Source organism: Caballeronia cordobensis, from assembly GCF_001544575.2.
GTDB classification, from domain to species: domain Bacteria; phylum Pseudomonadota; class Gammaproteobacteria; order Burkholderiales; family Burkholderiaceae; genus Caballeronia; species Caballeronia cordobensis.
This window is the reverse complement of the sequence record NZ_FCNY02000004.1, coordinates 438,207-450,507: the sequence shown is the minus strand read 5'-3', so window position 1 is coordinate 450,507 and position 12,301 is coordinate 438,207. Positions and strand designations below refer to the sequence as shown.

14 protein-coding genes are annotated in these 12,301 nt (G+C 65.4%); 8 read left to right on the top strand and 6 right to left on the bottom strand.

The features are described 5' to 3' along the window. Positions 1-99: 99 nt before the first annotated feature. The 6 genes from AWB70_RS10735 (at position 100) to AWB70_RS10710 (ending at position 6,013) form a co-directional block, all read left to right on the top strand. Positions 100-1,155, top strand: a complete 1,056-nt coding sequence (locus tag AWB70_RS10735; RefSeq protein ID WP_053571749.1) for an ATP-NAD kinase family protein — start codon at positions 100-102, stop codon at positions 1,153-1,155. Positions 1,156-1,179: 24 nt separating this feature from the next. Next, positions 1,180-2,175 (top strand): thiamine pyrophosphate-dependent dehydrogenase E1 component subunit alpha, encoded by a 996-nt coding sequence (locus AWB70_RS10730; RefSeq protein ID WP_053571750.1) that lies wholly within the window; start codon positions 1,180-1,182, stop codon positions 2,173-2,175. A gap of 30 nt (positions 2,176-2,205) precedes the next feature. Further along, a complete protein-coding gene (locus tag AWB70_RS10725; protein ID WP_014252916.1) occupies positions 2,206-3,222 on the top strand; it encodes an alpha-ketoacid dehydrogenase subunit beta in 1,017 nt (338 codons plus the stop codon). Next, on the top strand, positions 3,222-4,346 hold the full coding sequence (locus AWB70_RS10720) for an acetoin dehydrogenase dihydrolipoyllysine-residue acetyltransferase subunit (RefSeq protein WP_053571751.1): 1,125 nt from the start codon (positions 3,222-3,224) through the stop codon (positions 4,344-4,346). The genes AWB70_RS10725 and AWB70_RS10720 overlap by 1 nt, the downstream gene beginning before the upstream one ends. Before the next feature lie 95 nt (positions 4,347-4,441). After that, positions 4,442-5,188: a lipoyl protein ligase domain-containing protein gene (locus tag AWB70_RS10715; RefSeq protein WP_053572130.1), complete on the top strand. Its 747-nt coding sequence runs from the start codon at positions 4,442-4,444 to the stop codon at positions 5,186-5,188. Positions 5,189-5,206: 18 nt separating this feature from the next. Next, a complete protein-coding gene (locus tag AWB70_RS10710; RefSeq protein WP_235024200.1) occupies positions 5,207-6,013 on the top strand; it encodes a hypothetical protein in 807 nt (268 codons plus the stop codon). Between the two features lie 19 nt (positions 6,014-6,032). Here the strand turns inward: AWB70_RS10710 and AWB70_RS10705 are convergent, their stop codons facing one another. From AWB70_RS10705 to AWB70_RS10695, 3 genes are all read right to left on the bottom strand, one after another. Beyond that, on the bottom strand, positions 6,033-6,575 hold the full coding sequence (locus AWB70_RS10705) for a YMGG-like glycine zipper-containing protein (protein ID WP_053571753.1): 543 nt from the start codon (positions 6,573-6,575) through the stop codon (positions 6,033-6,035). A gap of 49 nt (positions 6,576-6,624) precedes the next feature. After that, the gene (locus AWB70_RS10700) at positions 6,625-6,972 is read right to left on the bottom strand and encodes a hypothetical protein (RefSeq protein ID WP_014252921.1); all 348 of its coding nucleotides are present in this window, start codon (positions 6,970-6,972) and stop codon (positions 6,625-6,627) included. Between the two features lie 174 nt (positions 6,973-7,146). Beyond that, entirely contained in the window at positions 7,147-7,950 is an 804-nt protein-coding gene (locus AWB70_RS10695) for a DeoR/GlpR family DNA-binding transcription regulator (protein WP_053571754.1), read from the bottom strand. A gap of 32 nt (positions 7,951-7,982) precedes the next feature. Between AWB70_RS10695 and AWB70_RS10690 the strand changes: the two genes are divergently transcribed. Next, positions 7,983-8,582: an NUDIX domain-containing protein gene (locus AWB70_RS10690; protein WP_053571755.1), complete on the top strand. Its 600-nt coding sequence runs from the start codon at positions 7,983-7,985 to the stop codon at positions 8,580-8,582. On the opposite strand, the gene modC is transcribed toward AWB70_RS10690, so the two are convergent. From modC to modA, 3 genes are read right to left on the bottom strand one after another with little or no spacing between them, the layout of a single operon-like run. After that, positions 8,571-9,716, bottom strand: a complete 1,146-nt coding sequence (modC, locus tag AWB70_RS10685) for a molybdenum ABC transporter ATP-binding protein (protein ID WP_053571756.1) — start codon at positions 9,714-9,716, stop codon at positions 8,571-8,573. The genes AWB70_RS10690 and modC overlap by 12 nt on opposite strands. After that, positions 9,709-10,389 carry a molybdate ABC transporter permease subunit gene (gene modB / locus AWB70_RS10680; RefSeq protein ID WP_053571757.1) on the bottom strand — a complete coding sequence of 227 codons (681 nt, stop codon included), beginning with the start codon at positions 10,387-10,389 and terminating at the stop codon, positions 9,709-9,711. The genes modC and modB overlap by 8 nt, the downstream gene beginning before the upstream one ends. A gap of 2 nt (positions 10,390-10,391) precedes the next feature. Next, on the bottom strand, positions 10,392-11,159 hold the full coding sequence (modA, locus tag AWB70_RS10675) for a molybdate ABC transporter substrate-binding protein (RefSeq protein WP_053571758.1): 768 nt from the start codon (positions 11,157-11,159) through the stop codon (positions 10,392-10,394). Between the two features lie 339 nt (positions 11,160-11,498). Between modA and AWB70_RS10670 the strand changes: the two genes are divergently transcribed. Beyond that, on the top strand, positions 11,499-12,296 hold the full coding sequence (locus tag AWB70_RS10670; RefSeq protein ID WP_041733523.1) for an enoyl-CoA hydratase/isomerase family protein: 798 nt from the start codon (positions 11,499-11,501) through the stop codon (positions 12,294-12,296). Positions 12,297-12,301: the final 5 nt, after the last annotated feature.

The window sequence follows — 12,301 nt, the reverse complement described above, 5'->3', positions numbered from 1 at the left end:
CGCTAAAACGCCCGCTTTCTACGGGAAATCCCTCGAAAATCCGATTGGCATAGCGCTTGCCTTTATCCGCCGCACAACACACAAAGCGGAGACACAGGCATGCGTGAAAGCGCAACGCCGCTCGTCGGCATCATCGCCAATCCTGTTTCGGCGCGCGACATCCGGCGCGTCATCGCGAACGCGAACAGCCTTCAGCTCGCGGACCGCGTGAATATCGTATTGCGCCTGCTTTCGTCGCTGGCGTCGTGCGGCGTGCCGCGCGTACTGATGATGCCGGACCGCGAAGGCCTCAAAGTCATGCTCCAGCGCCATCTCGCGCGCCGTCAGGGCCCGGACGCCGCGCTCGCGGCGGTCGAGTTTCTCGACATGCCCGTCACCGCACGCGTCGACGACACGTTCCGCGCCGCGCGCATGATGCGCGAAGCCGGCGCCGACGCGCTCATCGTGCTGGGCGGCGACGGCACCCATCGCGCGGTGGTGCGCGAGTGCGGGCAAGTGCCGATCGCCGGTCTTTCGACGGGCACGAACAACGCGTATCCGGAAATGCGCGAGCCGACCATCGCCGGACTGGCGGCGGGGCTCTACGCGACCGGCCGCGTGCCGTCGCGCGACGCGCTCGCGTCCAACAAGCGGCTCGACATCGAAATACGCGATGCGCAAGGCCACGTGCGCAGCGACATCGCGCTAGTGGATGCCGTCATTTCGCGCGAGCATTTCATCGGCGCGCGGGCGCTGTGGAAGATCGACACGCTCGCCGCCGTCTACGTGTCTTACGCCGATCCGCAGGCGATCGGCATGTCGGCGATCGCCGGTCTGCTCGAACCGCTCGGGCGGCACGAAGCGGGCGGCGTCGCGATCGAGCTTGCCGCGCCCGGCGAAGGCGAATTCGACCTGCACGCGCCGATCGCGCCGGGCCTCGTCGAAGCGGTGCCGATCGCGAACTGGACGCGCCTCGTCGATGGCGTGCCGCATCGCGTGAAGCAGCGCACGGGCATCGTCGCGCTCGACGGCGAACGCGAGCTCGCCTTCGGCCCCGGCGACGAAGTGACCATCACCTTGCATGAAAACGCCTTTCGCAGCATCGATGTCGCCGCGTGCATGCGTTACGCGGCGTCGTCCGGGCTGATGCGTCAGCTCAAGCGCAATACCCGCTAGACCACCTCAACGAAGGAGACAGAGATGACAGCTACGCAACATGCGGGCGGCTTGCCGCTCTCCAAGGACGAACTGCTGACCGCCTATCGCAAGATGCGCACGATCCGCGATTTCGAGGAGCGCCTGCACGTCGATTTCGGGCGCGGCGACATTCCCGGCTTCGTGCATCTCTACGCGGGCGAGGAAGCGGCGGGCGTCGGCATCATGAGTCATCTGAACGACGGCGACCGCATTGCGAGCACGCATCGCGGACATGGGCATTGCATCGCGAAGGGCGTCGATCCGATCGAGATGATGAAGGAGATCTACGGCAAGAAAGGCGGCTCGTGCAACGGCAAGGGCGGCTCGATGCATATCGCCGATCTCTCCAAAGGGATGATGGGCGCGAACGGCATTCTCGGCGCGGGCGCGCCGCTGATTTGCGGCGCGGCGCTCGCGGCGAAGTTTCGCGGCAAGGGCGAAGTCGGCATCACCTTCGCGGGCGATGGCGCTTCCAACCAGGGCACCTTTCTCGAAAGCCTGAACCTCGCGGCGGTGTGGAATCTGCCGGTGATCTTCGTGATCGAGAACAACGGCTACGCGGAATCGACGGCACGCGATTACGGCACGGCCGTGGACAGCTACGTAGATCGCGCGGCGGGCTTCGGCATTCCGGGCGTGACGGTGGACGGCACCGACTTCTTCGCGGTGCACGAAGCGGCGGGCGAAGTGATCCGGCGCGCGCGCGAGGGCGGCGGCCCGGCGCTGCTCGAATGCAAGATGATCCGCTTCTACGGCCATTTCGAAGGCGATGCGCAGACGTATCGTGCGCCGGGCGAGCTCGACGATATCCGCTCGAACAAGGATTGCCTCAAGAAGTTCGCGAACGCCGTGACGCAGGCCGACGTGATCGCGCCCGGAGAACTCGACGCGATCGACAAGGAAGTCGCCGCGCTGATCGACCGCGCGGTGCAGGAAGCGAAGGACGCGCCGCTGCCGAGCGCCGCCGATCTGCTCACCGATGTCTACGTCAAATACTAAATCGCCGACTTCAAACAGGAGACATACATCATGGCCCGCAAACTGAGCATGAAGATGGCGATCAATGAAGCCATCGATCAGGAAATGACGCGCGATCCGAGCGTGATCGTGCTGGGTGAGGACATCGTCGGCGGCGCAGGCGCGGACGGCGAGAAAGACGCGTGGGGCGGCGTGCTCGGCGTGACCAAGGGACTCTACGCGAAGCACGGCGACCGGCTGCTCGACACGCCGCTCTCGGAGTCGGCGTATATCGGCGCGGCGATCGGCGCGGCTGCGTGCGGCATGCGCCCCGTTGCCGAGCTGATGTTCATCGACTTCATGGGCGTCTGCTTCGACCAGATCTTCAATCAGGCGGCGAAGTTCCGCTACATGTTCGGCGGCAAGGCGGAAACGCCCGTCGTGATCCGCGCGATGGTCGGCGCGGGCTTTCGCGCGGCGGCCCAGCACAGCCAAATGCTGACATCGCTCTTCACGCACATTCCGGGGCTGAAAGTGGTGTGCCCGTCGACGCCTTACGACACGAAGGGCTTGCTGATCCAGGCGATCCGCGACAACGATCCCGTCATCTTCTGCGAGCACAAGAATCTCTACGGCTTCGAAGGCGAAGTGCCCGAGAACTCGTATGCGATTCCGTTCGGCGAGGCGAACATCGTGCGCGATGGCAAGGACGTGTCCATCGTCACGTATGGCCTGATGGTGCATCGCGCGCTCGAAGCGGCATCGGCGCTGGCGAAAGAGGGCATCGAAGCGGAAGTCGTCGATCTGCGCACGCTCTCGCCGCTCGATCTCGACACCGTGCTCGAAACCGTCGAGAACACGGGGCGGCTCGTCGTCGTCGACGAGGCGAATCCGCGCTGCAACATCGCCACCGATATTTCCGCGCAAGTCGCGCAGCACGCGTTCGGCGCGTTGAAGTCGGGCATCGAGATGGTGTGCGCGCCGCACACGCCGGTGCCGTTCTCGCCGACGCTCGAAGACCTGTACATTCCGAGCGCCGCGCAGATCGCCGACGCCGCACGAAAAACCATGAAGGGAGGAAAGCACTGATGGCCGCAATCACACCGATCGTCATGCCCAAATGGGGCTTGTCGATGAAGGAAGGCACGGTCAACGAATGGCTCGTGGAGGAGGGCACGGAGATCACTGTCGGCATGCCGATTCTCGATGTCGAAACCGACAAGATCGCCAACGCGGTCGAAGCGCCCGATGCGGGTCTGCTACGGCGGCGGGTCGCGGCGGCGGGCGATGTGCTGCCGGTGAAAGCGTTGCTCGGCGTGCTCGCGCCTTCTTCAGTGAGCGATGCGGAAATAGACGAGTACGTGTCGTCCTACGTCACGCCCGCCGAGGATGAGGACGAGGGCGAGGAAGCGGCGGCGTATCACTTCGTCGATGTGGACGGCATCCGCGTGCGCTACGCCTCGCGCGGCGGCGACGATGCGGCGCGTTCAGCGGTGCTGTTTCTCCACGGCTTCGGCGGCGATCTCGACAACTGGCTCTTTAACCTCGACGCATTGGCCGAAAAGAACCGCGTGTTCGCGCTGGATTTGCCGGGCCACGGGCAATCCACGCCGAACGTGCCGGGGACGTCGCTCGCGGCGCTGGCGTCGTTCGTGGGCAAGTTCATGGACGCGGTCGGCATCGAGCGAGCGCATCTCGTCGGCCATTCGATGGGCGGCGGCATCGCGGCGCAGATGGCCGTCGATTCGCCCGCGCGCGTGCAATCGGTGTCGCTGATATCGCCCGCCGGTTTCGGCGACGAAGTGAACAATGCGTACACCGAAGGCTTCGTCACGGCGGAGTCGCGTCGCGAATTGAAGCCGGTGGTCGAACTGTTGTTCGCGAATCCCGAACTGGTGAGCCGCCAGATGCTCGACGATCTCCTGAAGTACAAGCGGCTCGACGGCGTGTCGGACGCGCTGACATCGCTCAATGCGGGATTGTTCGCGGGCGGGAAACAAAGCGCGCAGCCGGGCGGACAGCTCGCGGAATCGGGCAAGCCGGTTTTGGTCATCTGGGGTGCAAAGGACCAGATCATTCCGGCCGCGCACGCGAAAAATGCGCCTCAAGGCGCGACCGTGAAAGTGTTCGACGATGCCGGGCACATGAGCCAGATGGAGAAGGCGAACGAGGTGAACGCGTTGCTGAAGGAGCAGGTGGGCAAGGGCGGGTGATCGCCCGATGCGCGCCGCGGCGGAGCATCGCACCGTCGCGGCGCGCCCACGCTTTCTTGACTACCATGTCGGGATCGCGCCAATCCGTCGAATTTATGTCTTTCGAACTCATCGATCCCGCCGCGCTGCCCGCCGATCCGATGCAGGCAGAAGAAGCGCTGCTCGCGCGCGCCGTCGCCGGACAGGCCGTCGCGCATGTCTGGGAAGCGCCGTTATCGCTCGTCGTGCCGCGCAGCTATCAACGCTACGCGGCGCTCGCCGATGCCCGCGAAGCGTTCGCGGCGCGGGGCTGCCCGGTGTGGCTGCGTCTGTCGGGCGGCGGGCTCGTGCCGCAAGGGCCGGGTATTCTCAATCTGAGCCTCGCGTACCCGGTGCGCGCGCCGATGGGCACGCTGTCGGAATCCATCTATGTCCACCTGTGCAGGATCGTCGCGGACGCGCTCAACTCGCTCGGCGTGCTGACGCACTGGCAGGCCGTCGAAGGCTCGTTCTGCGACGGCCGGTTCAACCTTGCCTGGGGCCCCGGCGACGACGCGCGCAAGATCGCCGGCACCGCGCAATACTGGCGGCGCGTGCCGCACGGCGAGAGCGACGACCGGCCGCTCTACGCGGTGCTCGCGCACGCCGTGCTGCTCGTCGATGCGGATCCCATCGACATCAACGAGCGCGCCAACGCGTTCGAAGCGATGATCGAGAGCGGCCGCCGCTACGAAGAAATGCGCGTTGTGACCGTGGCGCAGGCGCTTGCCTACGAATGTTTCGCGATTCCCGCCGACGTGCGCGAGCGCGTGCGCGCGGCGCTCGTCCAACGCGTGAAAGAGGCGTCGCTGCCGGAGCAATAAAAACGCATCGAGGTGGCCATGCCGCTCAGAAGTGCTTCGAACGGGTTCTTCTTCGCGCTGTGGGTGGCCGTCTGCTCGGCCGCGCCCGAGTTTCTGTGGCAAGGCCTGTTTTCCCTGTTCGGCCATTTCTCGCTGACGGACGCCGCGGCCGCGCTTTTCATCGGCGCGATTCTGGCGTTTTTCGTCGAACCGGTGCTGGAACGGCTGCGCAGTCTCGGCGATGCGTCCGCGCATGCGAGCAAATCGCCCGCTTTCGCCGCGTGCGAGGCGCTGACCTTCGCGGTCGTCGCGGTCTGCGTGCACGAGGCGATCACCGTCTATGTCGCGGCGAGCCATGCGAACGAGCAGGCGAGCGAAAATCTGGCAAAGGCCGTCGCGACCGCGCTGCAATGGGCGATCACGCCATTTTTCATCACGATTGCGTGGATGGCCGCGCGCGCTCCGTCGTGGATCGCGTGGCCCGTCGCGGCGCTCGCGGTGATCGCCGGCCTGGTCGCCGGCATCGTCTTCGACTGGCAGACGCGCGTGCTCGTGACGAGCGCGATCCCGTCGATCTGCGTGCTGATCGCGGGATGCGTGATCGTGCGGGAACAGTGGAACGCCTCGACGTTCCGGCGCTGCGCACGCGCAACCGGCGTGATCGCGCTGGCGTGGCTCCTGCTGACGGGCGCGCTGCAACTCGTGCTGTGGCTTGCGCACGTGCAGGCGTTTCGCATCTACGAGCGCTCGGAATTCTGGAGCGACCTGCGGTTTTATATCGGCTGGGTGACGGGCTTGCTCGTCGCGCCGTCGTTCGTGCCCGACACGCTGCTCGCGCGGCGGTAGGGCAATGGCCGCGAGTGCGTTAGCTGCGGGGCGGCGGAGGCGGCTGCCAGCCCGGCGGGGGCGGTGGCGGAGGCGGCGTGGTGTACGAGGAGCCAGCCGGTTGAATCGTGCGCACGCTGCCGCGCACGGGCACTTTGTCGCCCGCGGCGTACATGCATTGCAGATAGGCGTAGTCGTAGCGCTGCTGCACGTTGTAGCCCGACATCTGCGACGCCCCGACGCCGTAAGCGCTGCCGGTCAGCAAGCCCGCGCCCGCGCCGATGGCCGCGCCCGAGCCGCCGCCGAACGCCGCGCCCGCCGCCGCGCCGAGCGCCGTGCCGACGACCGCGCTTCCGACCGCGCTGTTGGTCGCCGCCTGATTCGCGTCCACGCCGCCGACTTGCTGAAGGGCGAACTGGCGGCAGGAATTGTCGTCGGCGCGGAACTGGTCGAAGGTTTTGGTGCTGCCGGGCAGCGCCATCACGCTAGGGCCGGTGGGCATCACGGTACAGGCCGAAAGGCCGATTGCGCCGAGCGCCGCGAGAAGCGGGGCAACCAGCGGGGCAAGCCTTGAATCTTTCATAAATTCTTGCGAATTCGCTTCATGGTCGTGTTCGGAATGCCGTAAAGCATCAGTTCGAGGGCGGCGTCGCCGGAACCGGACGCCACGCGCCCGCGCAGTGCTTCACGTAGGGGTAATAAGCCTTCGCGGCATCGCAGTAGTACCACATGCCGGTTTCCTGCAGCGGCGCGCCCGGTTCGACGGCGGGCTGCCCCTGTTCGACATACTGGACGGGCGCTTGCGGCGCGACCATCACGGGCGGCGGCGAATAGTAATAGTACGGCGCGGGTGCGACCGCATACGGGTAATACACGGGCCCGCCCACCCATACACCGACGCGCGCCCAGGCATGAGCATTGGCGGCGACGCACGCACTCGCCGCGAGCGAGAGTGCGATAAAAACCTTCAGGCGATTCACGACGTTCTCCGGGAAAAAATGTTCGCTGAGTCGAGGTCAATAACGGAAATGCGGACTTCGCAGTTGACCGCTCGCGGGACATCCTTGAACGCTATGCCACTTGCCGGAGAAATTCAATTGCGCGCGGCGGGGCGCATCTTTCGGCGCGTTACGGGGTAATAAATTGTGCCGGCATTACGCGCGCAGTACGGTGATTCCGGCGTGCTCGATCGGCTCGACGAGCTTCGCATCCGCCGCTTCCTCGACGATGATCGTCTGCGCCAGCTCGATTCCACCGATTCGGTACGCGGACGCCGCATTGAGCTTCGCCGCCGACGCGAGCACGACCGTTTCCGCCGCGCGCGCCGCGAGCGCCCGCTTGACATGCGCTTCCTCGAAGTCGCCGGTCGTGAGGCCGGCGCTCGGATGCACGCCGGTGACGCCCATGAAATAAATGTCGGCGTGAATATGCGACATGGCTTCGATGGCCGCCGCGCCCACGGCGACGATCGAATGCTTGTAGAGCTTGCCGCCGATCAGCACGACTTCGACCGACGGGTGTTCCGCCAGCGCCACGGCAACGCTCGGACTATGCGTGACGATGGTCGCGCAAAGCGTCGGCGGCAGATGCCGCACGAGCAGCGCGGAAGTCGTCCCGCCATCGACGATGACGACCTGCCCCGGCGCGATCATCTCCGCCGCTTTTTTCCCGATGCGCCGCTTCGCATCCGATTCCATCTCTTCGCGCTTTGAGAACGACGCAACCGCAGGCGATGCCGGCAACGCGCCGCCATGCACGCGCTGCAACAGTCCAACGGCGGCGAGCTCGCGCAGATCGCGCCGCACCGTGTCTTCGGAAACATTGAAGCGTGCGCTGAGATCGGCGGCGAGCACTTGCCCGTCGCGGCTGAGCGCGTCGAGGATCGCTTTCTTGCGTTGGCTGGTCAACATGGTTTTGCACGAAGTTGCTTGATATTGCACGAAGCTGCACGCTACCATGAGCGCGGTCGATTGTCGAACAGGTGAATGCGATGGAAACGAAAGAGCGCGTGCGCGTCCTCAAAACCGAAGTGCTGTCGGACGACTGGTACGTCCTCAGAAAGGTCACGTTCGATTTCCTGCGCCGCGACGGCACCTGGCAGCGTCAAAGCCGCGAAACGTATGACCGCGGCAACGGCGCGACCATTCTGCTGCGCGAGCGCAACACCGGCAACGTGCTGCTGACGCGCCAGTTCCGCATGCCCGCGTTCGTCAACGGGCATCACGGCATGCTGGTCGAAACGCCCGGCGGCCTGCTGGATGACGCCTCGCCGGAAGAGCGCATCCGCGCCGAAGTGGAGGAGGAGACGGGTTATCGCGTGCATCGCGTCGAAAAGATCTTCGAAGCGTTCATGAGCCCCGGGTCGGTGACGGAGAAGCTCTACTTCTATCTCGGCGAGTACGACAGTTCGATGCGCGTGTCGGACGGCGGCGGCGTGGCGGAGGAGGGCGAGGAAATCGAGACGATCGAAGTGCCGCTGCACACCGCGCTCGACATGATCGGGCGCGGCGAAATCATGGATGGCAAAACCATCATGCTGCTGCAATACGCCGCGCTGAAGGTGCGTTCGGAGGCGCGTTCAGGCCAGTAGCGACACCGCTTTCACCTGCGCCCACACACGCATGCCTTCGGCGATGCCGAGCCGGTCGAGCGAATAGCGCGTCACGCGCGCGAGCAGCGGCGAGCCGTCGACATCGAGCCGCACGACGGCTTGCGCCGGATTGGCGTCGTCCACGATGCCGGCGACCGTCGCGGGCAGCACGTTCAGCACGCTGCTGCGGTCATGCTCGTGCGCGCCGGTGATGAGACTCACGTCGCGCGCCTTCACCGTCACGCGAACCGGCTTGCCTTCGGCGGCGGGCGCATGCACGACCGTCAGCTTCGCGCGCGAGCCGGGCAGCGTGAGCGTGAGCAGGCCGTAGGCGCCGTCGTATCCGTCGACGATGCCTTCGAGCACGACCGATGCGTCGTCGGCGAGCGCGAGCGGCAGATCGAGCCGCGCGAGCGTATCGGCGATCGGGCCGCTCGCGAGCGCGCGGCCGCCGTCGAGCAGCACGAGATGATCGGCGAGACGCGCGACTTCTTCCGGCGCGTGGCTCACGTAGAGCACCGGAATGTCGAGCTCGTCGTGCAGACGTTCGAGGTACGGCAGGATTTCGAGCTTGCGCTTTTGATCGAGCGAGGCGAGCGGCTCGTCGAGCAGCAGGAGACGCGGGCTAGTCAAGAGCGCCCGCGCGATGCCCACGCGCTGCCGCTCACCGCCCGACAAGCCAGCGGGCATGCGCTCCAGCAAATGTCCGATGCCGAGCAGTTCCGCCGCCTGCGCCAGATCGACGCGCCGTTGCGCATCCCGCACGCGTTCGAGCCCGAAGCGCAGATTCTTCTTCACGCTCAAGTGCGGAAACAGGCTCGCTTCCTGAAAGACATAGCCGAGCGGGCGCTTGTGCGTCGGCAGGAAAACGCCGCGTTCGGTGTCCAGCCAGATTTCGCCATTGACGACGAGCCGCCCGGCGCGCGGTCGCGCGAGTCCGGCAAGACAGCGCAGGAGCGTGGTCTTGCCCGAGCCGGAATGGCCGAAGATCGCGGTGATGCCGCGCCCCGGTAGCGTGAGATCGAGATCGAGCGTGAAGCCGCCATGCTCGACGAGAAAACGCGCTTCGATGGCTTCGCTGGAACGGCTGCGCGCGGTATCGAGCGCGAGGCGCGATGAAGTGAGTTCAGACATGAGCCGTAACGGAGCGCCGGCTGGAATAGAGCAGCAGAAGAACGATGAACGAGAATAGCACCATGCCGCCCGCGAGCCAGTGCGCCTGAGCGTATTCGAGCGCTTCGACGTGATCGAAGATTTGCACGGAGACAACGCGCGTGCGTCCCGGAATATTGCCGCCGATCATCAGCACGACGCCGAATTCGCCGACCGTATGCGCGAAGCCGAGAATTGTCGCGGTGACGATGCCCGGCCTCGCGAGCGGCAACGCGATCGTGAAGAACGTGTCCCACGGTCCCGCGCGCAACGTCGCGGCAGCTTCGAGCGGACGCCGGCCGATCGCTTCGAACGCGTTCTGCAAGGGCTGCACGACGAACGGCAGCGAATAGATCACCGAGCCGACGACGAGCCCCGCGAACGTGAACGGCAACAGGCCGATGCCGAGCGCCTGCGTGAGCTTGCCGACATAACCGTTCGGGCCCATCAGCACGAGCAGATAGAAGCCGATGACCGTCGGCGGCAGCACGAGCGGCAACGCCACGACCGCGCCCACGATGCCCTTCATCTTCGAGCGCGTATGCGTGAGCCACCACGCGATCGGCGTGCCGACGACGAGCAGGAGCGCCGTCGTCAGCGACGCGAGTTCGAGCGTGAGCGTGATTGCCTGAAGATCGGCGCTATCGAGCGGCATTTTTACAGTTGATATCCGTACGACTTGATGACGGCGGCCGCTTTCGGGCCTTTCAGATAGTCGATGAACTGCTTCGCGACCGGATTGTCCTTACCTTTGCTCAGGATGACGGCGTCCTGTTTGATTGGCTCGTGCAGGTCTGCGGGCACGATCCACGCCGATCCGCTCGTGATCTTGCCATTCTTGTAGATCTGCGACAGCGCGACGAAGCCGAGTTCGGCGTTGCCCGTCGCGACGAACTGCTGCGTCTGCGAAATATTCTGGCCTTCGACGACTTTCGGCTTGATCTCGGTGGTAAGTCCGAGCTTGTCGAGCGTCTGATAGCCGGCGAGACCGTAGGGCGCGGCCTTTGGATTGGCGATCGCGATGTGCGTGAACGCGTTCTTCTTCAGGACCTCGCCTTTATCGTCGACATAGCCTTCTTTCGCGGACCACAGCGCGAGCGCGCCCGTCGCGTACGTGAAGCGGCTGCCGGGCACGGTGGCGCCTTCGGCGTCGAGCTTGGCGGGCGTGGTGTCGTCGGCGGCGAGGAAGACTTCGAAGGGCGCGCCGTTCTTGATCTGCGCGTAGAACTGGCCCGTCGCGCCGAAGGATGCGACGACCTTGTTGCCCGTGTCCTTCTCGAAGTCGGCGGCGATCGCCTGCACGGGCGCGGTGAAGTTGGCCGCGACCGCGACCTGCACTTCGCCGGCCAGCGCCGATGTCGCGGCGAGGGCCGCGGCGAGCGGAACGAACGCGGAAAGCAAAGCGCGCAAAATACGAATCTTCACGTAAAGCTCCTTGAATCGAGTTGGCGTTATGGTCATGGATCGATCGTGGATCGACTGCGGGCGGCCTGCCGGAGGCCGCGAGCGTGTGGCCGCGCTGTGGTCGCGCAGTCCGGTGAGCACCGTAATATATACGACTATATTGCGCTCGCGCATGCTCGTTGCGTGACATACCGGATAGGGCTCTCGTCGGACGATTGCGCCGAGAGCCGTTTGTGAGTCATGCTCAAAGAATGATGTTGACCATCGGCGCGCTTTTCGATGACACTTATCGATGAACGCAAGCCACGGAAATCAGGAAATTGAGCAACGCTCAATTCGAGAGAACAGGGAGACGACACCATGACCGACGCAACGAATCTGCAACGCCTGAAGCTCGGCATCGAAGGACACGTCGCGCGCGTGACGCTCGATCGCCCGGAGGTGCGCAACGCGTTCGACGACGCGACCATCGTCGAATTGACCGCCGCTTTCCGCGCGCTGGACGAGGATCCGAACGTGCGCGTCATCGTCCTCGCCGCGAACGGCCCGGCGTTCTGCGCGGGCGCCGATCTCAACTGGATGAAGCGCATGGCGGGCTATTCGGAAGCGGAGAACCGCGCCGACGCGCTCGGCCTCGCCACGATGCTCAACACGATCTACGCCTGCAAGAAGCCCGTCATCGCGCGCGTGCAGGGCGATGCCTACGCGGGCGGCATGGGTCTCGTCGCCGTGTGCGACATCGCGGTTGCGGTGGACACCGCGAACTTCTGCCTGTCCGAAGCGAAGCTCGGCCTGATGCCCGCGACGATCGCGCCTTACGTGATCCGCGCGATGGGCGCGCGCGCGGCGCATCGCTACTTTGTCACGGCCGAGCGCTTCGACGCCGCCGAAGCGCTGCGTCTGAACTTCGTGCATGAAGCCGTCGCCGCCGATCAGCTCGATGCGCGCGTCGAGGCGATCGCCGCCAGCATCGCCGCGAACAGTCCGAACGCCGTGCGTGAGTGCAAGCAACTCGCCGCCGATTTCGCGGGCAAGGACATCGACGAAACGTTGATCGCGGAGACCGCAGAGCGCATTGCACGCATCCGCGCATCGGACGAAGGGCGCGAAGGCGTGCGCAGTTTCCTGGAGAAGCGCAAGCCGACGTGGCTCGGCTGACGCGC

Coding starts and splice junctions, on each gene's coding strand:
- AWB70_RS10735 (WP_053571749.1), top strand. CDS start 100: ATGCGTGAAAGCGCAACGCCGCTCGTCGGCATCATCGCCAATCCTGTT.
- AWB70_RS10730 (WP_053571750.1), top strand. CDS start 1,180: ATGACAGCTACGCAACATGCGGGCGGCTTGCCGCTCTCCAAGGACGAA.
- AWB70_RS10725 (WP_014252916.1), top strand. CDS start 2,206: ATGGCCCGCAAACTGAGCATGAAGATGGCGATCAATGAAGCCATCGAT.
- AWB70_RS10720 (WP_053571751.1), top strand. CDS start 3,222: ATGGCCGCAATCACACCGATCGTCATGCCCAAATGGGGCTTGTCGATG.
- AWB70_RS10715 (WP_053572130.1), top strand. CDS start 4,442: ATGTCTTTCGAACTCATCGATCCCGCCGCGCTGCCCGCCGATCCGATG.
- AWB70_RS10710 (WP_235024200.1), top strand. CDS start 5,207: ATGCCGCTCAGAAGTGCTTCGAACGGGTTCTTCTTCGCGCTGTGGGTG.
- AWB70_RS10705 (WP_053571753.1), bottom strand. CDS start 6,575: ATGAAAGATTCAAGGCTTGCCCCGCTGGTTGCCCCGCTTCTCGCGGCG.
- AWB70_RS10695 (WP_053571754.1), bottom strand. CDS start 7,950: ATGGTAGCGTGCAGCTTCGTGCAATATCAAGCAACTTCGTGCAAAACC.
- AWB70_RS10690 (WP_053571755.1), top strand. CDS start 7,983: ATGGAAACGAAAGAGCGCGTGCGCGTCCTCAAAACCGAAGTGCTGTCG.
- modC (WP_053571756.1), bottom strand. CDS start 9,716: ATGTCTGAACTCACTTCATCGCGCCTCGCGCTCGATACCGCGCGCAGC.
- modB (WP_053571757.1), bottom strand. CDS start 10,389: ATGCCGCTCGATAGCGCCGATCTTCAGGCAATCACGCTCACGCTCGAA.
- AWB70_RS10670 (WP_041733523.1), top strand. CDS start 11,499: ATGACCGACGCAACGAATCTGCAACGCCTGAAGCTCGGCATCGAAGGA.